This window comes from Photobacterium proteolyticum, assembly GCF_001939735.1.
Lineage (GTDB): Bacteria > Pseudomonadota > Gammaproteobacteria > Enterobacterales > Vibrionaceae > Photobacterium > Photobacterium proteolyticum.
This window is the reverse complement of the sequence record NZ_MJIL01000084.1, coordinates 1-19539: the sequence shown is the minus strand read 5'-3', so window position 1 is coordinate 19539 and position 19539 is coordinate 1. Positions and strand designations below refer to the sequence as shown.

13 protein-coding genes are annotated in these 19539 nt (G+C 43.8%); 11 read left to right on the top strand and 2 right to left on the bottom strand.

Annotation, left to right across the window (positions count from 1 at the left end; translation table 11 throughout):
* Window positions 1-169 precede the first annotated feature (169 nt).
* A complete protein-coding gene (locus BIT28_RS16485) occupies window positions 170-1030 on the bottom strand; it encodes a helix-turn-helix transcriptional regulator (protein WP_075765681.1) in 861 nt (286 codons plus the stop codon).
* A gap of 208 nt (window positions 1031-1238) precedes the next feature.
* Between BIT28_RS16485 and BIT28_RS16480 the strand changes: the two genes are divergently transcribed.
* From BIT28_RS16480 to BIT28_RS16435, 10 genes are all read left to right on the top strand, one after another.
* Window positions 1239-2018 (top strand): hypothetical protein, encoded by a 780-nt coding sequence (locus tag BIT28_RS16480; RefSeq protein ID WP_075765679.1) that lies wholly within the window; start codon window positions 1239-1241, stop codon window positions 2016-2018.
* Window positions 2019-2021: 3 nt separating this feature from the next.
* The gene (locus BIT28_RS16475) at window positions 2022-4961 is read left to right on the top strand and encodes a hypothetical protein (RefSeq protein ID WP_075765677.1); all 2940 of its coding nucleotides are present in this window, start codon (window positions 2022-2024) and stop codon (window positions 4959-4961) included.
* The gene (locus tag BIT28_RS16470; protein ID WP_075765675.1) at window positions 4954-6363 is read left to right on the top strand and encodes a hypothetical protein; all 1410 of its coding nucleotides are present in this window, start codon (window positions 4954-4956) and stop codon (window positions 6361-6363) included. Before BIT28_RS16475 ends, BIT28_RS16470 begins: the two co-directional genes overlap by 8 nt.
* Window positions 6363-6929 (top strand): condensin complex protein MksE, encoded by a 567-nt coding sequence (locus BIT28_RS16465; protein WP_075765673.1) that lies wholly within the window; start codon window positions 6363-6365, stop codon window positions 6927-6929. The genes BIT28_RS16470 and BIT28_RS16465 overlap by 1 nt, the downstream gene beginning before the upstream one ends.
* Before the next feature lie 136 nt (window positions 6930-7065).
* The gene (gene hsdR / locus BIT28_RS16460) at window positions 7066-10515 is read left to right on the top strand and encodes a type I restriction-modification system endonuclease (RefSeq protein ID WP_075765671.1); all 3450 of its coding nucleotides are present in this window, start codon (window positions 7066-7068) and stop codon (window positions 10513-10515) included.
* A 31-nt stretch (window positions 10516-10546) separates the two neighbouring features.
* The gene (locus BIT28_RS16455; RefSeq protein WP_075765669.1) at window positions 10547-12037 is read left to right on the top strand and encodes a class I SAM-dependent DNA methyltransferase; all 1491 of its coding nucleotides are present in this window, start codon (window positions 10547-10549) and stop codon (window positions 12035-12037) included.
* Window positions 12034-13395 (top strand): restriction endonuclease subunit S, encoded by a 1362-nt coding sequence (locus BIT28_RS16450; protein ID WP_075765666.1) that lies wholly within the window; start codon window positions 12034-12036, stop codon window positions 13393-13395. Before BIT28_RS16455 ends, BIT28_RS16450 begins: the two co-directional genes overlap by 4 nt.
* An 8-nt stretch (window positions 13396-13403) precedes the next feature.
* Window positions 13404-14555: an AAA family ATPase gene (locus tag BIT28_RS16445; protein WP_075765664.1), complete on the top strand. Its 1152-nt coding sequence runs from the start codon at window positions 13404-13406 to the stop codon at window positions 14553-14555.
* Between the two features lie 14 nt (window positions 14556-14569).
* Entirely contained in the window at window positions 14570-15262 is a 693-nt protein-coding gene (locus tag BIT28_RS16440; RefSeq protein WP_075765662.1) for a hypothetical protein, read from the top strand.
* Between the two features lie 56 nt (window positions 15263-15318).
* The gene (locus tag BIT28_RS16435) at window positions 15319-15531 is read left to right on the top strand and encodes a hypothetical protein (protein WP_083651910.1); all 213 of its coding nucleotides are present in this window, start codon (window positions 15319-15321) and stop codon (window positions 15529-15531) included.
* 497 nt (window positions 15532-16028) lie between these two features.
* Here the strand turns inward: BIT28_RS16435 and ylqF are convergent, their stop codons facing one another.
* The gene (gene ylqF, locus BIT28_RS16430; protein WP_075765660.1) at window positions 16029-16991 is read right to left on the bottom strand and encodes a ribosome biogenesis GTPase YlqF; all 963 of its coding nucleotides are present in this window, start codon (window positions 16989-16991) and stop codon (window positions 16029-16031) included.
* A gap of 487 nt (window positions 16992-17478) precedes the next feature.
* Here ylqF and BIT28_RS16425 point away from each other — a divergent pair.
* Window positions 17479-19539: glycogen/starch/alpha-glucan phosphorylase (locus BIT28_RS16425; RefSeq protein WP_075765658.1), on the top strand; the 2061-nt coding region annotated here is incomplete at its 3' end.

Sequence of the window (19539 nt, the reverse complement as noted above, 5' to 3'; positions counted from 1 at the left end):
GCAAATACCACCGTTTTGCAGCCTACGTCATACTCCCAGCAAAGACGTAATAGCCAGCAACAGCGTTTTTTTACTCTTAATTGCTTTTACTTATATCGCTGTAATAGGGCCCTGTAAATTATCTGATTGGTAGTTTACTTAAATGGTATTGGGTAAGTCAGGTCAAAAATCAGTAAGAAAGATATAGCCTCAACTCTTCGAAGTTATTGATGATGATTTGTTGCCCCTTTGGGTTTGAATCCAAAACGTTGATATCAATATTGTAAGCATCTAAGACATAGCGAACTAATGCCGCATTAGTCGGAATCTGAAGGACGTTGTCATTCATGCCATAATCATTGGCAATGACAGCTGCTTGAGCAGCAGTAAAGCGTGAGTCTGGTGTTAACTCAACAGTAACTTTTGTATTCCATAGCTTATCTTGGTTTACTCCCATAATCATTTTGTCGTTGACATCAGGTATGTTCCGAATCCGACTTAACACAAAATCTCTATATCCTTTTGCGTGTTCACAATAAGCTCTAACGTGCCATCGTAATGGAGTACAAATTAATGTATGAGGTGAAATGATGCGTTCGACCTCTTTTCCATCTTTTAGTGATGTGTAGCTTATATCGACACGTTTCTTTTCTCTGATTGCCTGAATGAGTGGGCGAAGAACTTGAGGTGAAATATTGCGAGTGATAGGGCGAACCATGGAGGTATTCTCAAACCCCATGTCAAGTTCACCAAAAGTGATAGTGATATCTTCACTGCGGGCAAGTATGTGTAGATATTCATCAGCATGGCCGCTTGTTAGTTTTGGTATGAAGGAGTCACTAGGTTTATAGCCTTTTAACGACTTGTCGTATATAAGGCTTCCAGGGGCAATATCATTTAGGTAACTGTTGATGTCTTTAGAAGCTTGTTGCCGACCAATCCCAAAACTTTGTATTAGATGATTGGTCGTGAGCCTGCCCTCCCATAGGGCGATGATTTCGACCAATCTATAGCGAAGTAAAAGATCCCAGCGTATCGGCCATTTATTCATCAGTGTTAATCCTGTCTAATTATGCGACATGTATATGTAATCAGTATTTACCTGTCGCTAGTGACGTCATATTATTTGGGTGTTTTACGCCCGTCAATAGGGTGTGTATTAAAATGAGCAAAGCCCCTAAATAAGTCGGTTTGCCTGTTATATAGAGATTCCATGGAATGTTTAGCGTTAGGTATCTAATGAATTTGGACATACTGAAATGAAACTGAATCAATATCTCAACAAAATTTCGCAGGGAGATTCGATCAACCTAGCTCGCTTTATCAAGTGCTTACCATTCTCAGACATGAATGAATGGCGAAAAATCTATAGTGCTACTCGTGTTCGGGATGGCCATCAAATGGAGGTGCTTGATGAAGAGAGACATAGCGCGCTTTTTGAACCAGAGGTAAGCGATAGAGTAGGCTCATCACATTTGGGGCGCTCGCATGCTTTTCCAAGTAGTTTCGCCCATGTGTTAGTTTTGAACAGCACCACTAAGTCACAGGTTCCTTTTGTGGTTATATCTGATGCCAATGGTTACAAAACCCAAGGAAAGCTTATTGGCCAGCGGGCGGTTCTTATAGAGAATATTGAAAATTTCTATCGATATCGGGAGTTTCTAGAGTTAATTGGTCATCCGTTATTGGCTGAAAACTCAGACATTATTTTCGGTTCTGGCAATCAAATATGCCATCATCTGAATACGCCATTTCTATCGATTTATGATGAAATATACTGCGCGCAAGATGTTGAATTAGGGGGATTAACAATATTCAACACTCTTAAAGCCTCTTTTCCTCAATGCGTTTGGCTGGCCCCAATTGAGTGGGAACCATTTAGAAGCAAATTTAAGCTCAAACCAAAAAATGGTACTAACTTGGCTAAGGCAATAATGCTGGCTCGAGATCTTGGTTTAAACGAAGAAGCTGATCTCATGAACCAAACTCGTCATTTTATGGAGCAGGAAGCCTTCCTTCCTGTATTTAAAAAGGATTAATTTATGCTAAAGAATGCCATAGACAATTTGCTTATTAGTATTTCACGTTTAATTGCTATTGATTCGGCGGGGGTGGCCATCGCAGAGATCGACCTTAGAGAGGGCGGTATCTTAATTGGTGGCGGGAATATTGGTAAAACGTCGATCCTCAATGCGATTCGATTATTTTTATTACCAGAAGAAAACTTCAAAGACTCAAAAAGCAAGTTCGGATTTTCAGATAAAGAAGGCAACTTTTACTCCAATGACGAGTGTTTTGAACACTACTTTCCGAGCAGCACCAGCTTTTTGATCTTAGAGTGCGATAACTATTTAGGCGGGCCTATCCCTCACTGTCAGATACTTTATCGTGGTAGTTCAGAAAAACTCGATTATCGCCGCATGTTTACCTCGCTAAGATATGAGCAAATACGCCACCTTTTTTGGGATGACAATGCCGGAGACGATTGTATTGGTGGTCGAGTGGATGATTTAACGCTGAGCAAAGTACAGACTTTTCTCAAGCGTGAGGATAAGCACTTTAAGCCAGTAACGCGTTCAGCAAAAATTAAAGAGGTGATCTACGCTAATCAACTACTCGATATTGATGCGATGCGTTTTTGCTTGTTCCCTCTTAGTTCAACTAAAGATGCAGATGTCGATGCCTTTCGCGCGCTCGTTCGTTTGTTATTTGATATGAAGACCGGTTCGGACACGGTTCGTTTAGCGGTCGCCAACATCATTGAATCCAGAAAGAAGGAGCGAAAAGACGAGCTTAATTTCGATATTGATGCCTTTATTAATCATAACGACATGTTGTCACGCCGCGAGCTAATACTCAAAAAGATTGAAAGCCTAAGACCTGAGTACGAAAAGCTTGCCCTCAGTCATCAACAATTAGTGAGCAATAGAAATGCTGAAGATGCGTTGATGCAGTACGCCATGATGCTTGACAGCCGAATCACACAAGAAAACCAAATTCTTGAGCAAGAAGAGATACAGTTAACGTTACAGAAAGGAAAGGTACGCTCTGCTAAGAAAGCGTGTGATGACACCACTGATAAACAAAAGGCACTGCAAGGTGAGATTAACGTATTGTCTCGTCAACAGAAAAAGCTCGATGAGGTTGTGCAAGAGACGGGGCTTATCATCAATATATACGATGAAAGTGAGACGATAGACGACATTGTTTCAGGCCACCGTGAACACCTAGATGATAGAAAGGAAGCGTTAAGATTAAAGGAAGATGCAGAGGCTCTACAAACTGAATTGGAAACGCTCAAGCAGGAAATTTCCAACCTTGAAGAGACGGAAGCTCGCTATCAAGCCTCGGTCAACGCTCAACAATACAAGCTGTTTAACCAGTTACCTGAAAGTGTTTGGATGAAGTTAGCAGCGGTTAATGAGGAGTTGGCGGAGTCTAACCCTGCAAGAGTGTTATCCTCATCTGAGCGGCAGGCAATTGAGTCATTTACCGATTTATTAGAAGAAAAACAGCAGCACTACGCACTTTGGGATTTAATATTAGAGTTTATCCAACCCACAAATCGAGAGTCCGATCAAACGCGGTTATCTAAAGTACAAGAGACCTTAGAGCAAAAACGCATGCGAGTCGCAGAACTCAGTGCGATGGGAAATCAATCCCGCATTGAGCGTATTAAAGAAATTACGGCGTTGAAAACTGAAATTAAGCGCACGAAAAATGAAATCAGCTTGTTGCTTGCATACACCAATAACACACATCAGCTTCAAGAGATTAATAAAGAACTAGCGGAAGCTGAACAAGCTCGTGACTCGTTACAAAAACAGTTCGACGCGCAAAATGATCTGTGGGCACAAGAGAAGCAATTGTTTGACGCGCAAACTGACAAACTAACCGAGAAAAAAGAACAGTTAGAAAAATTAACCGGATACAGCGTTAGGGTCAAAGCGGAACTTCAGGCGCATCATCTGCCAGTAAGCGATTTTTCAGTCTTACCCGACCAGACAGTGGACTTGTCGGGAGAAACACTACAAAAGCAAATTGACAGTCTAAACAGTAAGCGTCAAGCAAAGACAGATATTACGGAAAGACTACAAGATTTCGTCAGAGAACAGGTGCTAGAAAATGACGATAAGTTGATGCTGTCTCACCTAGATGATGAACTTCTAGAACATGCATTTCACCAGCTTCAAATGCGCTATCAAGGCCTAGATGAGGAGTTTGATATTCTGCGTAAACACTTTATTGAACATAAGCACTCTGTTCACGCCATTATCAATGAGCTAAAAAACAATCGAGAAATGGTTCACCAATTTGAGCAGAGTATCAATCGCGCGTTTCAGGGGTTAGTGATTAATGATTTGTCGCAGGTAGAAGCCAAAATCAAAGTGGAAGCTCGATTTGATGACTTGGTGAATGAAATAGAGTTTTTTGATACTCATTCTGATCAAAAAGCCTCCGAACAATTTATTGAACGTCTTAAGGCCTTTAGCAAAAAATTCTTCCCAGAAGGCAAAGCCGCATTGTTAACGATGGAGCAGATAGTGTCTGGTATTTCATACCGAGTGAAAAAGCAGGGACAAGAAGGCTGGGAGAGTAAGTCACAATCTACTTCGACCATTATGCTTATCAACATCAAACTGGTTGAAATTTTACTTGGTAGATTGAGAAACAGCGCTTGTTCCACCCAGTTTCCGTTGGTTATTGACGAAGGTGCTTCGGTTGATAGCTCTCAATTTGATTGGCTGTTGCCCAATATGAAACAAGCAGGATTTAGAGTCTTAAGCGCATCGACTAATTCTGCATCCAGTGAGATCATCTTTAAGTTTGGCCAGCATTTTCGATTAGATGCCATGCGTACCGCAACCCCTTATAGCAAAGCAAGAACCATTGTTTTTACTGGCATGCCAGAAAGCTTTGTGACAAAAGGGAGTACGCTGGATAGAGAGCAACTCGATATGTTTGGAGAGGCAGATGAGTGATCAACGACTTCTAACCATCCCTACGTTTGCCATAATGCTTGAACATCACACCATCATGAGAGATGTGATCCGCACAATGGATGAGAGTGGTGAGCCTTATGTGAGAGAAGCGTCCTTTATCTCTAGATTGCACCGTTACATACAGGGGCAAAGCAAAGATAAACAGAAACAATTACGTACTGCTTTTTCTACCGACAACTTGTTAGCTTCCCATATTTTGGTGGACAAAGATGAGTTCGGTGGCGAGAGTCGCCTGATCTTTGATCGTGCGGTGATCGGGGTATTTCGTCTGTTTGATCGCAGCCTATTTCAAGACCTCACTGATGTGGCACTTAAGCTCCAGCTCGGGGGCATACGTATACTCCTAGAAAAGCTCCAATCGGGTTCCATGCTGTATAGCGATAGTGATCTAGATTTCAAGGAGTTGATTGACGAGCTATTTCATCAATTGAGTGAGCTGCTTAACAGCATCCGCTTGAACTTGGTCAAAATGCAGACTATCAACCAAGAGCTCAGCGATGCGAGTGAACTTGTCGCCAAGTCTCATAATCCAAAAGTGTTTTCTGCTCTTCAGCAAGAGTCGATAGAAAAAATCTCTTTACTACTGTCTCGCCACATATTGCCTACTAGACAGTTTTTGGATGAAAAAAGCCGTTTGAAAGATGGCCCGAACTTGTTTGAATGTCTGCAAAGCTTACGCAATCAGTTCGACCTCCATCAAGACCATCAGCGGGCTAATGCGATGCTAAGGTATGAGGTGAGTTTTAATAGTTTTCACAAACAGATCAGCAAAGTTTCTCAATCGGTGGATCAGTTTTTGGCTCGTTCCAAAAAACGCCTTCAACAGTTTAATGCAATTGAAGGTGCCTTTAGTGAGTTAGTGAATGCATTAGATGCCACAAAACAAAACCTCAAGCGCAGCCAGATTGATGGGCAATTTGCTCGTGATAACGGAACCTTTATGGGGTTAATGCAGCAAGCTAGGCCCAAAGTGCTGCGTATCAGTAGTTCAGAAGCCTACCTAAACAACGTAGTGAGTGATATTGAAGCGCGGGTTGTGGATAGGAGTTTGCTAGAGCAGAGCCGTTATGTGGATTTAGTCAGCGTAAAAGATGATTCCACCGAGCAGAGGCTCGCGCGCGCAGAGCAGATCTTTGAGCTAGTCAAAAATATGAAAATGGCAGAGTATCAAGATCTCACTCTCTCACTACATCGTCGCCTTAAAGATTATTTCTCTGACTATCACTTTGTTGACCTATTAGAAGGTCTCAACTTCATATTGCGAAGTGAAGCAATGCTAGATGGACATACAGTCAAAATGACCAACTTTCGTCAGCGTCTCGCCCAAGGCGACAATATTTATCTATACCGTAAAATTCGAACAGAGCGAGTAACTCAGTAATGACTCCATTTTCCCAAATCAACATGGTGAAAAGCCAGCAGATATACGCAACCTTCGTCAATGGTAAGGTGATCACCAAACAGGTTTATGACCTTTATCAGCAGAGTTTTCTAGAGAGTCAACTCTATACCGAACTTTACAACAACCTAGAGCACTTTACCCAACTCTACCTTCATATAGGCTACACGCTTAATTTCAATGTTGACGGCGAGTTTTTCTATATTAGCCGCAGTGAAGCTGAAGAAGACGCCGACACTAATGCCACCAAAATTCAGGCAATGTTGTTGATTATCGCCCGCTATTGGGTAGACAAAGGCTATGACCTCGACGATTTAATGACGCCAGTCATTGGGCTCGGGCGTACGGCACTGGAAGAAATTGCCGAACAAACGATTTATGATGACATCCGACAAGCACTCGGAATAGAGACATGGGATAAGGCCTTAAACTACCTCGCAGACAGAAACTTTCTCTATCAATGTGGTGATAAGCATTACATTTTGAGTTCAGCAGGCATGCACTTTCTTAATCTACATGTTGAAAAGTACTCACAAGAGCAAGATTAGTTGGTTTTTGCTTTATAGATGGTCTCAGTTAGGTTGAAGATGGTTAGCTAAATCTCTGAATTAACTAACAGTCTCAAAAGTAGTAATATGCTAGCTTAGTTGCATTTGTTGTGTTCAAGAGTAAGGAAACTTTGTCGTGGAAAAGAGTAATTTTGAGTTTTTAAAACATCACGATGAGTTGTTGTTTCAACTAGCTAATCGAGCAGAGCAGTGCTTTGTGCCGGACCCGAACACAACACTGGTTAAGATTCGCCAACTGGGAGAAGCACTGGCGCAAAACGTAGCGGCTCGAGTCGGTGTTGACTATGGGCAAGATATCAAGCAGATAGATTTGCTGCGTAATCTTGAATATAAGCTTACTCTTGATCCCCGCATTAATGATTCTTTCCATACCATTAGAAAGCTAGGTAATACAGCAACTCATGACTTCACATCCTCTAGCCACAGAGATGCGCTTAAATCCCTTGTCTTGGGCCATGCACTTAGTGCTTGGTATCACACCCTATTTGGTGGTATGCAGGCCAAAGGGTTTAAACCTGCGGCTTTCATTAAGCCCAAAGACCCATCAGAAGAAGTACGTCTTTTAGAGGAACAGTTACAAGCGTTAGAAGTTAAACAGCAGCGAACGTCCGAGCGGCTGCAAGTTGCAGAACAACTTAAGCAAATAGAAGCTGATAAAGCGCAAGCCAATAAGAAACGCGCCGAGCAAATGCAGGCAGAAAGTCAGCTTTGGGAAGAAGTCGCGACGGAACACGAATCGACGTTGTCTACTTATCGCCAGAAAATGGACGACGCAAATGTTATATACTTTGCAACATTTAATCAGCAAGACAAGCAAGCCCAAGAAAAAGTCATCGAGCAAGTAGAAAAGTCCCGTCTGGAATTAAATGAAGAAGAGACTCGTGTCCTTATCGACGAGCAGCTAAACGATGCGAAATGGAAAGCAGACAGCGTAAACCTCAAATATTCAAAAGGGGCGAGGCCAGTTGCCAACGAAAACCGTGCCATAGCCGAATGGCCGACTAGCTCTGGGCCAGCAGATTACGTTTTATTTATGGGGTTAACCCCTGTAGCCGTGGTTGAAGCAAAGAAAAGTGCGAAGAATGTATATGGTGCAATTGACCAAGCGAAGCGCTATGCCAAAGGCTTAACCAATAAAGGCGGAATTATTATTGAAACCACTTACGGTGAGTTCAAAGTTCCTGTCGTGTTTGCGACTAACGGTCGCCCATACTTAGAACAGCTGGAACAAGAGAGTGGCATCTGGTTTTTAGATGTTCGAGACACGACCAACCGCCGTAGAGCGCTAAAAGGTTGGTACTCACCAAGTGAAATTAAAGCGTACCTTCGTCAAACGCCGCAGCAAGCAGAGCAAGAACTTGACCAGATGGGATTTGATTACGACTTAAAACTCCGTGACTACCAGGTTAAGGCTATTCAGTCGGTAGAACAGGCGATTAAACAAGGTAAGACGAACGCACTGGTGGCAATGGCAACTGGAACAGGTAAAACTAAAACCTGTATTGCTTTAGTGTATCGCTTGCTCAAAGCAGAACGTTTTCGTCGCATTCTATTTTTGGTTGATCGTTCAGCGCTTGGTGTGCAGGCAACCACTGACTTTGGTGAAGTTCGATTAGAGAACTTAAATACCTTTGCCGATACATTCGATGTCATTGGTATGGAAGCAGATAAACCGCCAGTCGCTAAACCTGAAGACGATACCAAGGTACATGTAGCGACCGTGCAAGGCTTAGTTAAACGTATTCTGTACCCGAACGATGGCGATACCAAACCAGGCGTTGGACAATACGACTGCATTGTGGTTGATGAGTGTCACCGCGGCTATCTGCTTGACAGAATTCAGAGCGAGACTGAGCTTGAGTTTCGTGATCAAAAAGATTACCAATCCAAGTACCGAGCGGTTTTGGACTATTTTGATGCCTTCAAAATTGGCTTAACAGCCACGCCAGCGCTGCATACAGTAGATATCTTTGGTGAGCCTATCTTTAGCTACACCTATACGGAAGCGGTTATTGATGGCTATCTTAACGATCACCTGCCACCGATTAGAATTCACACCAAGCTTGCAGAGCAGGGTATTCATTACAACATCAACGAAGAAGTTCAGGCGTATAACATCGAAGACAATACGATTGAAAAATATCGCACGCCAGATGAACTCGATTTTGATGTGTCGCAGTTTAATAAGAAAGTGGTGAGTCCAAACTTCACTAAAGTAGTGACCAAATGGCTAATCGAAAGTGACGCGATTAATCCATACTCTGAAGCGAAAACTCTCATATTCTGTGTGACCGACAAACACGCCGATCAAGTAGTAGAAGCGCTAAAAGAAGCGTGTGAACACTATCATGGTGAGGTGGAAGACGACGCCATCCAAAAGATCACCGGAGCATCGGATAAGCCATTAGAAAAAATCCGTCTGTTTAAGAATGATCGTTTACCCAATATTGCGGTGACGGTTGATCTGCTAACAACAGGGGTTGATGTTCCTAAGATTTGTAATCTGGTCTTCATGCGTCGAGTGAATAGTCGCATTTTGTTTGAACAGATGCTAGGTCGCGCCACACGTTTATGTGATGAGATCGCCAAGGGGCCATTTAGAATTTACGATGCGGTCGATATCTATACTCAGCTTGAAGACGTGAACAGCATGAAGCCTGTTGTGACCAACGTAAATATTACATTCAGCGAGCTTGAGAATGAAATGACTCAAGTCGATGAAGAAGAGCTACAAACGTTAGCTAAAAATCAGTTTATCGCCAAGCTTCAGGTCAAACGTCGTCACTTAACAGACTCGCAGCGTGAAGATTTTGAAACCATTGTTGGTCAATCCCCTGAAGACTTTATTCAAGATCTGAAGAGTCGACCAGTCAATGAAGTCGCAGCGTGGTTTACCGAGCATCCGGGATTAGGCGAACTGTTAGATAGTAAAGTGACCGGAGGAGGTAATCGCCCTCCAGTAATTATTTCTGACCATGACGACGAGGTGACCAATGTCACTACAGGTTACGGCGATGGGCAAAAACCATCCGATTATCTTCAAGCATTCAGCGATTTTGTTAAAGCTAACAGCAATAGATTGGTTGCAATTCAAACAGTTGTGCAAAAACCTTGGGAATTGACAAGAAAAAGCCTCAAAGAACTGGCTCTAGAGCTTGAAAAGAACCGCTTTAGAGAACAAGATCTGCAAGTGGCCTGGAACGAAGTAACAAATGAAGAAATCGCTGCTAGAATCATCGGCTTTATTCGCCAAGCAGCGTTGGGTGAAGCCCTTATTCCGTTTGATCTGCGTGTCGATAAAGCATTAGAAACTATGCTGGCTAGTCAGCAGTGGAAGACACCACAAAAGAAATGGTTAGAGCTTATCGCTAAGCAAATGAAAGCGACCACCATTGTTGATTTACCTGCACTAGATCAGGGTATTTTTAAGCAACAACAAGGTGGCATTAAACGTGCCAACAAACTGTTTGAACAACCTATCGGGAATGTTCTACTCCAATTTAACAAAGCGCTGTGGCTAGCACCTCAACAGTCAGCTCCGCAGCAGCAAGCAAAAACAGCTTAGTGCTGTCGCACTCATAAAGGTAATAAAATAAATGAGCACTCAAGATCTCGTCGCCAAGTTGTGGAATCTATGTAATTTACTCCGCGACGACGGCGTGACCTATCACGAATACCTTAACGAGTTAACTTACCTTGTTTTCTTAAAAATGGTTGATGAAACAGGTCAAGATGAGCTTCTGCCCAAAGGTTACCGCTGGGAAGATCTAGAAGCCTATAACTCTGCAGTGCGCCTTGATGAGTATAAAAAGCTGCTTCTGCACTTAGGGTCAAATGGTTCATTGATCACTAAAGCAATTTTTGCCAATGCCAGCACCGTAATTCGTAAGCCTGCCACGTTGAATAAGCTGGTGGTAGAGATTGACAAACTTGATTGGTACAGCGCTAAAACCGAAGGGTTAGGTGACATGTATGAAGGCTTGCTAGAAATCAATGCAGGTGAAAAGAAATCCGGTGCAGGGCAATATTTTACTCCCCGAGTTCTAATCGATGTAATGGTTGAGTTGATGAAGCCAACCTTAGACGATGTGATAGTCGACCCAACCGCAGGCACAGGCGGCTTCTTAATCAGTGCGCATAATTACGTTAAAGCTCACAATGACATTGAAGCGTTAGACACACTCTCATACGACAAATATCAGCATGAAACTTTCTTTGGTATGGAGTTGGTGCCAGATACGCGCCGCCTAGCCATGATGAACCTCATGTTGCATGATTTAGCGGTGGATGATGAAAACTCCGGTATCTTGTTTGGTGATACTCTTTCTAATGAAGGTAAAGCCCTGCCATCAGCTAGCTTGATTCTTGCTAACCCGCCATTTGGTACCAAGCAGGGCGGTGGCGTACCCACGCGTGATGATTTGATCCACTACACCAGTAACAAGCAGCTAGCCTTCTTGCACTTGATGTACCACAAGATGCTTAAGCCGGGCGGTCGAGCGGCGGTGGTATTGCCTGACAACGTATTGTTTGAAGGTTCAACCGGGCAAACCATCCGTAAAGACCTGATGGAGAAATGTAACCTTCACACTATCCTGCGTTTACCAACGGGTATCTTCTATGCTGCTGGGGTAAAAACCAACGTGTTGTTCTTCTCCAAACCAGAAAACGTAACCCAAGATAAAGGTCAAACTCAAAATGTGTGGGTGTATGACCTACGATCCAACATGCCGAAATTTGGTAAGCGTACCGTACTAACTAAAAAACACTTTGAAGAGTTTTACGAGGCAGTCGGCAGCGACCTAACTCAGGTAGACGAGAAAGCTCGTCAAAACTTCTTGAGCAAGCATGAAAATGACATTGATGGTTGCCGCTTACGTTGCTTTAGCCGCAATGAAATTAAAACCAAAGATGAGTCACTTGACTTAAGCTGGATCCGTGATGAAAACAATGAAGACGCGTCGAAGCTGCCTGCGCCAGATGTGTTGATCAATGAAGCGCTGATTGAAATGGCGGGTGCGATGGAAGAGCTAAAAGCGATTTTGGTAGATTTAGATTCAGCGGAAAGTGATGAGGTGGCTCTGTGAGCGAGTTACCGAAAGGCTGGTTATCTATCGAATTGAAGGAAATCTGTAAGTTTATTGATTACAGAGGAAAAACTCCTAAAAAGGTAAGCGCCGGTTTACCTTTAATTACTGCAAAAAACATTAGAGACGGTTATATCAACCGAGAACCTCGTGAATATGTGACAGAAGATAGTTATGAAGGTTGGATGACTCGGGGCATTCCTGAATTTGGAGACATTCTAATTACCTCAGAAGCTCCTTTAGGAAATGTGGCATGTATTGATATTGAAGAAAAATTTGTATTGGCGCAACGGGCTATATGTCTTCAAATATCAGACAAGTCAGTTTCAAAATTTGTGCATTACTTTATGAGATCACCGTTGTTTCAAGTTTTGCTGCTAGAACAGTCGACTGGTACGACAGTTAAAGGGATTAAGTCAGCAAAGCTAAAAGAGATGAAAGTTTGTGTTGCCCCACTAAACGAACAAATCCGCATTGCCAATAAGTTAGATTCTATCCTTGCTAAGGTCGACAAAGCCCAAGCTCGCTTAGACAAAATTCCTGCAATCCTAAAACGTTTCCGTCAATCAGTATTGGCTGCCGCAACGTCTGGGGACTTGACTGATTCGAGTGTTACTTCAAAAGAGTGGAAGAGTGTAAAGCTAATAGATGTTGTTGAAACTAAGCCTCGTAATGGTAAATCACCAAAAGGCGTTGATTTCGACACGGGGATCAAAAACTTAACTTTGTCCGCAATCACTCCTGGTTATTTTGTCGAAAATAAGTTCAAGTTTGTTGATCTTGATGTTTCAGAAAACTCCCACTTGTGGGTGAAAAATCAAGATATTTTGATTCAAAGAGCTAACTCAATCGAATATGTTGGTGTCAGTGCGATATATGAAGGTGAAGATGATAAATATATCTACCCTGATCTGATTATGAAATGCAGAGCTAACGATTGTATATTGCCTAAATATCTATATTACGCATTATCATCAGAGGTAGTAAGAAAATACTTTAGGGATAATGCAACCGGTACAACTGGCAATATGCCTAAAATTAATCAAGCAGTAGTTTCTGCAGCACCGATATCTTTACCTACATTGGTAGAGCAAGAATATATTGTTGGTTTAGTCGAGAAGTTATTTAGAAAGGCGGATAAAGTCGAAAAACAATACCTAGACGCCAAGGCTCGCCTAGACCGCCTAACACAATCGATTCTAGCCAAAGCTTTCCGAGGTGAGTTGGTGCCACAAGATCCAAATGATGAACCAGCAGAAAAGTTGTTAGAGCGTATTCTTGCAGAAAAAGAGCAGAACAAGCCGAAAAAAGTCACTCGCAAACGCACCACCAAAGCGAAAACGGCAGAGAAGGTATAATAAACGACATGAATCCATCACTCTCTTTAGTCAACATCAAAGCCAACAACTTTAAGTCGTTGGTAGATTTTTCCCTGCCGTTTAGCAAGTTTAACTGCCTAGTGGGTTTAAACGGCTCGGGCAAATCAACGGTATTACAGTTTATTGACTTCCTCTCTCAGCAGGTCAGTGGTGATATTGATGAATGGCTAGAAAGCCGTCAATGGAGTGCTAAAGACCTAAATTCGACGCTCACTAAGCAATCCAATATTACTTTTACAGTAGCGCTTTCTTACTCGGATAAACCAGTTATTTGGGAAGGCAGTTTCAACAGAACAGAGTTGTTCTGTACAGCTGAGAAAATTACCTGGGGTGGTCAAATTCTGCTTAACGTCGCTGATGGTAAGTTCTCACTGCCTACAGAGGACCTTCAAGCACCAATCACCTTTGATTATCAAGGTTCGATTCTATCCCAATTAAGAGAAAACCAGCTTCCTAAAGAGCTGGTGGAGTTTAAAACCTTCTTTAATGAGCTAAATGCATTAGACATGCTTTCACCGGATATGCTGCGTGACCAACACATCAGCGGTAAAACTCTAGGCGCTGGCGGTAAGATGCTTTCAAGCTTTATCAGTAATATGACGAAAGAAGAGAAAGCGAAATTAGTATCGACTTTGAAAGAGCTGTACCCAAGCTTGGTCAAAGTGGATGCAACGGTTCAAAAATCAGCTGGCACAGTAAAGCTTGAGATAGAAGAAAAGTTTGGCGGGAAGCCCATCAAAACCGAAGCCAGACACATCAATGATGGCTTACTTCGCTTTATGGCTATCTTCGCTCAGTTAACCAAAAAGCAAAGTGCGCTTTTGCTGGATGAGATTGAGAATGGCGTAAACCCAGAGCTCATCGAAAAGCTAGTAGACAGCTTAGTAGCGGCAAATACTCAAGTGATTGTCACAACGCACAGCCCAATGATCCTTAATTACATGGAAGATGAAGTCGCGAAAGCGGGCGTTGTCTATCTGTATAAGAATGAAAAGGGTGCCACTCAAGCGATTCGTCTGTTTGATATTCCTTCTATGCAGCACAAGCTGAACTTCATGGGCCCGGGCGAAGCTTATGAAGACACTATGCTTGAAAATCTTGCATCTGAAATCGCGTCACTAGAAAAAACTGACAACTAAAAGGAGCATTAAGCATGTATTTAGTTGTCAGTGGTGAAGGTGAAACCGACATCGGTAAAAGCAATGAAGCAATTGGTCCGCTTAGTAAGTTGATTGATAAGTTTATTGAACCGTACACTCAATACTCGTTATTGGATGCGGGGATGCTTGAAGTCGTTCATGAGACAGAGATTACTCGTATCTCCCGTGATAGAAGCATCATCAAGCCACTCTCTAGGCGTGGTAAAAAGACCCAGCACGAAACCCGCGAGTTTTACAGTGCAGCACGTGCTTTAGCGCATGTGGCCAAAAATGCCGATGTCCAACCAAGCTTGGCTGTACTTTTTCATGATTCAGACAGTAACAAGTGGCCCAATTACGAGACTAAGCGACTTTCGATGGAGCATGGCTTTATTGCTCAAGAGTTTGAAAATGGTGTTCCTTTCGTTGCCCAACCTAAATCAGAAGCTTGGCTACTATGTGCCCTGAAAAACGGCTATCAAGACTGTACTGCATTTGAAGGCCGCTCTGGTAACGACGACTCCCCGCACTCTTTAAAAGGTGAGTTGGAAGAACATCTAGGTGAACCTGCGACCCGTTTAAAGCTCAATGAACTTGTTGATGATGGTTTAATCGATCTGGCTCAAATCACAGATATGAAGTCGATGAAGGATTTTCAAAAATCAATGAAGGCAACCTTGGAACGCTTAGGGTTTAGAATAGACTAATTATAAAAACGAAAAGGAATAACGTTGGCTACAAATATGGTATTAGTCAATCTGACATGTATCAGATGTTTGCTTATGGGCACAAATATTTGAAAGGTACTGGTACGGTATACCTGATTTACCCCAAGCATGAGCACTTTAACCAGCCTTTGCCGGCGTTTAGGTTTGATGACGAGTTAACCGTTAGGGTTATCCCTTATGATTTGATAAAAGATGAAAGTGCTCTGATAGATCAAGTGCTAACCATGTTGCCTGAGCTTTCGGGCTAAATCTCTAACACCTTTGCTAACGCAGATTGACTCTGTGGGGTACAAAAACAAATATGAAAAACGGAAATATATGAAGTCTTGATAGCAAGGTGTGACGAAAAACCCGGCAAGATGTCGCGGGTCTTATGTTTTAAGTTAGGTTTTGTTCTTAGCGATTTAGATGGCTGGTTTGTTGCGCCTTAACAGTGCAGATCTTCCTTCTGAAGGTGCATGATTGATGTACTCATGCCATAACTAATTGATTTATAGCCTATGAACGGTTGGCATAATGGTTGCTACCTAATAGTTGCGGTGTTGCAGTATTTAGCGTGGTTCTGCTTATTGCATAGTCTAAATCTGGAAAACTGCAGCTATGGTACATAATCCTTTGTCGTTTGACGTATTGGTGCTGTTTTCAGTAGCGGGGAAACAGCACCGCTTTTTATTATGTGAGTAGGCTTACATTAGACATAAAAAATGCTGCCAGTTGGCAGCATTTATCGTAACAGGGTCGTTGCTTAGCGTTTATTGCGAAGGTAGCGCTTGCGGCGCTCTTCTTTCTTCTTCGCTTTTTCTTCTGCTTTGCGTTCTGTTTCAATCGCGACATTGACCAACTCTTCGGTGATCATTTCAGGGCGTTCCATGGTGATTTTGCCAAGGGTACCGTTGCGAAGCTCATTGATTAGGATTTCAGAGGCTTTATGCAGGTCAACGCGACCGCCGCCTTTGAGGCAACCGCGTTTACGGCCGATTTCTTCCATCAGCTCTATTTCAGTTTCCGGCAGCTCGTCATCGAGATTGTAGCGTGCCTGTAGTAGCTCCGGATACGCTTCTTTTAGGTATTCGACCGTAAAGAACGCCACATCAATGTAGTCCATTGCAGTATCTTTTACGGCGCCTGTTGCTGCCAGGCGGAAACCACTGTGCGGGTTTTCTACTTTCGGCCATAAAATTCCCGGGGTGTCGGAAAGTACGATACCGTTCTGCAGGTTGATACGCTGTTGCTGGCGGGTTACAGCTGGCTGGTTGCCCGTTACTGCAACGGTACGACCGGCAAGTGTGTTGATGATGGTTGATTTACCGACATTCGGGATCCCCATGATCATGGTGCGAATGTTTTTACCCATATCTTCGCGATGCGGGGCAAGTTTGCGGCAAAGTTCGGTGATTTTGTTCACTTCGCTGATGTTTTCCGTGGTGATAGCAATCGCTTTAACACCTTGCTCTTTCTCAAGGTGCTCGATCCACATCTGGGTCATCTCAGGATCGGCCAAGTCACGTTTGTTAAGAACCTTAACAACAGGCTTATCATTGTCACCATGTTGACCACGGAAAGATTTGATCAGCGGGTTTTCGCTACTGAAAGGGATGCGCGCATCAAGTACTTCAATAATGACATCGACTTTTGGAATGGCTTCTTCAATTTCTTTGCGAGCCTTGTGCATGTGGCCCGGGAACCATTGGATAGTCTGACTACTCATTTGAAAAATAACCTTTTTAATATTCTGATATACGCTTTGGGTTACATGATGGGGTGCTATAAACAAATGCTAAAAACGCCTGGGCACTGTATCCCTTGATATCATTTCATTATTTGTTGTCCGTGACATTTATGTCACCGATCCGCAAAGCGTTATGATTTTTGTGATCTTAACACTTAATTGGCTGTAACGGAAAAGCAATAGAGTGAGTAAGGCCGCTTTTAGTATGGTTCAAACCTATTACGAACATTTAATATTCAGCTTATTATTGAGTATGTTATTTAATCACTTTCTAATGAATTAAGTTGCATCGCAATGTTCAGGCTTAGTTATCTATACCTCAAAGTTTTGCAGGATGTCACACTCAGGAGGGGAGCTACGCCCCAAGCACTCATCCATAATCCTTCGAGGGTCGGAGGATGTTCTAACATACACTTGAAGGCAACATAGTCACCAGTTGGAAATAATCCTAGAGTGAGATTGAACCATGTCTAAAAGTGGGCAAACACAGCAATTTGACAAGGCAGCATTTAAAGCAGCCGTAGAGAAACACCTGACGACGACTTATGCGAATACTTCAGAGACTGCCACTCCACGTAGCTGGTATCTGGCGATGGGCCGAGCACTGGCAGAAATCAGTACCGGCAATCTGCTGGAAACAGAAAAACAACTAGCAGAAGAGAAAGCGCGTAGTGTGAACTACCTTTCTTTGGAATTCCTTATCGGCCGCCTGACAGGCAACAACCTGATCAGCATGGGTCTGTATGAAGACGTTGCTGCGGCAATGAAAGAGCTAGGCTTGAATCTGACTGACTTACTGGAAGAAGAGCGTGATCCAGCCCTTGGCAATGGTGGTCTTGGCCGTCTGGCTGCCTGTTTCATGGATTCATTGGCTGCACAAGAGTACCCGGCGGTAGGTTACGGCCTGCACTACGAGTACGGTCTGTTCCGTCAGTCTTTTGTTGAAGGCCGTCAGGTAGAAGCTCCTGATGCATGGCGTGGCCTTGAAGGTTACCCGTGGGAGGTGATTCGCCCTGAGCTTTCTCAGACAGTGAGCCTTTATGGTCGCGTAGAAGTCTATATTGACGAGAACAGTGATACCCGCCGCCGTTGGATACCGGGAATGACGGTTGAAGGTGTGGCTTGGGACCTGCCTATTGTCGGTTACGATAACAAGAGCGTTTATCCGCTGCGTCTGTGGGAATGCCGTTCAAATGCACCGTTCGATCTGGCGCGTTTCAACGACGGTGACTATGTGGGGGCTCAGTACTCTGCACTGGAAGCCGGTAACGTGACCAAGGTTCTTTACCCGAACGACAACCATGACCAGGGTAAAGCACTGCGTCTGATGCAGCAGTACTTCCACTGTGCCTGTTCGATTGCCGATATCCTGCGCCGCCACATCGGTGCCGGTAACAAGATTGAAGATCTGGCTAAGCTTGAAACTATCCAGCTTAACGATACGCACCCGACTATCGCTATCCCAGAACTGATGCGTATTCTGATTGACGAATACAAGCTGGGTTGGGATGCCGCGTGGGCCATTTCTTCGAAGACATTCGCCTACACCAACCACACCTTGCTGCCTGAAGCACTGGAAACGTGGAGCGAAGCACTGATTGCCCAAATGCTTCCTCGTCACATGGAAATCATTTTCGAAATCAACCACCGCTTCATGACGCTGGTTGAAGCGCATTGGCCGGGCAACAATGAAGTGAAGCGCAAGTTGTCTATCATTGAGGAAGGCCCTCAGCGCATGGTACGCATGGCGAACCTGTGTGTGGTCAGTACTTATGCCGTCAACGGTGTAGCCGCGCTGCACTCAGAGCTGGTCAAGCGTGACCTGTTCCCTGAGTTCAACGAGCTGTTCCCTGGCCGTCTTCAGAACGTGACTAACGGTGTCACACCACGTCGCTGGATCAAATACTGTAACCCGGGCCTTTCTGCGTTGATCAGCGAGAAGGTGGGTAACGACTGGCCGAACAAGCTTGAGAAAATTGCCGGTCTGGAGAAGTTTGCTGAAGATGCAGCGTTCCAGAAGCGTTACATGGCAGTGAAAAAAGAGAACAAACAACGTCTGGCTGACTGGGTTGAAGAGAACATGGGTATCGAGCTGGATACCAATGCTATCTTCGATATTCAAATCAAGCGTCTGCACGAGTACAAGCGTCAGCACCTGAACCTGCTTCACATTCTGTCGCTGTACCACCGTCTGCTGAACGACCCGACGTTCGATATGCAGCCTCGCGTATTCTTCTTCGGTGCCAAGGCGGCGCCAGGTTATGCGCTGGCGAAAGATATTATCTTTGCTATCAACAAGGTTGCCGAGAAAGTGAACAACGATCCTCGTCTTGGCGGCAAGCTGAAGGTGGTCTTCATTCCTGATTACCGTGTGAGCCTGGCAGAGATCCTGTTCCCTGCAGCAGACGTATCAGAGCAGATTTCGACTGCCGGTAAAGAAGCATCGGGTACAGGTAACATGAAGTTCGCGATGAACGGTGCCCTGACCATCGGTACGATGGACGGCGCGAATGTCGAGATGCGCGAA

What these genes read in the sequence shown, in the direction of transcription:
- BIT28_RS16485 (WP_075765681.1), bottom strand. Translation starts at nt 1,030, where the DNA reads ATGAATAAATGGCCGATACGCTGGGATCTTTTACTTCGCTATAGATTG.
- BIT28_RS16480 (WP_075765679.1), top strand. Translation starts at nt 1,239, where the DNA reads ATGAAACTGAATCAATATCTCAACAAAATTTCGCAGGGAGATTCGATC.
- BIT28_RS16475 (WP_075765677.1), top strand. Translation starts at nt 2,022, where the DNA reads ATGCTAAAGAATGCCATAGACAATTTGCTTATTAGTATTTCACGTTTA.
- BIT28_RS16470 (WP_075765675.1), top strand. Translation starts at nt 4,954, where the DNA reads ATGAGTGATCAACGACTTCTAACCATCCCTACGTTTGCCATAATGCTT.
- BIT28_RS16465 (WP_075765673.1), top strand. Translation starts at nt 6,363, where the DNA reads ATGACTCCATTTTCCCAAATCAACATGGTGAAAAGCCAGCAGATATAC.
- BIT28_RS16455 (WP_075765669.1), top strand. Translation starts at nt 10,547, where the DNA reads ATGAGCACTCAAGATCTCGTCGCCAAGTTGTGGAATCTATGTAATTTA.
- BIT28_RS16445 (WP_075765664.1), top strand. Translation starts at nt 13,404, where the DNA reads ATGAATCCATCACTCTCTTTAGTCAACATCAAAGCCAACAACTTTAAG.
- BIT28_RS16440 (WP_075765662.1), top strand. Translation starts at nt 14,570, where the DNA reads ATGTATTTAGTTGTCAGTGGTGAAGGTGAAACCGACATCGGTAAAAGC.
- BIT28_RS16435 (WP_083651910.1), top strand. Translation starts at nt 15,319, where the DNA reads ATGTATCAGATGTTTGCTTATGGGCACAAATATTTGAAAGGTACTGGT.
- ylqF (WP_075765660.1), bottom strand. Translation starts at nt 16,991, where the DNA reads ATGAGTAGTCAGACTATCCAATGGTTCCCGGGCCACATGCACAAGGCT.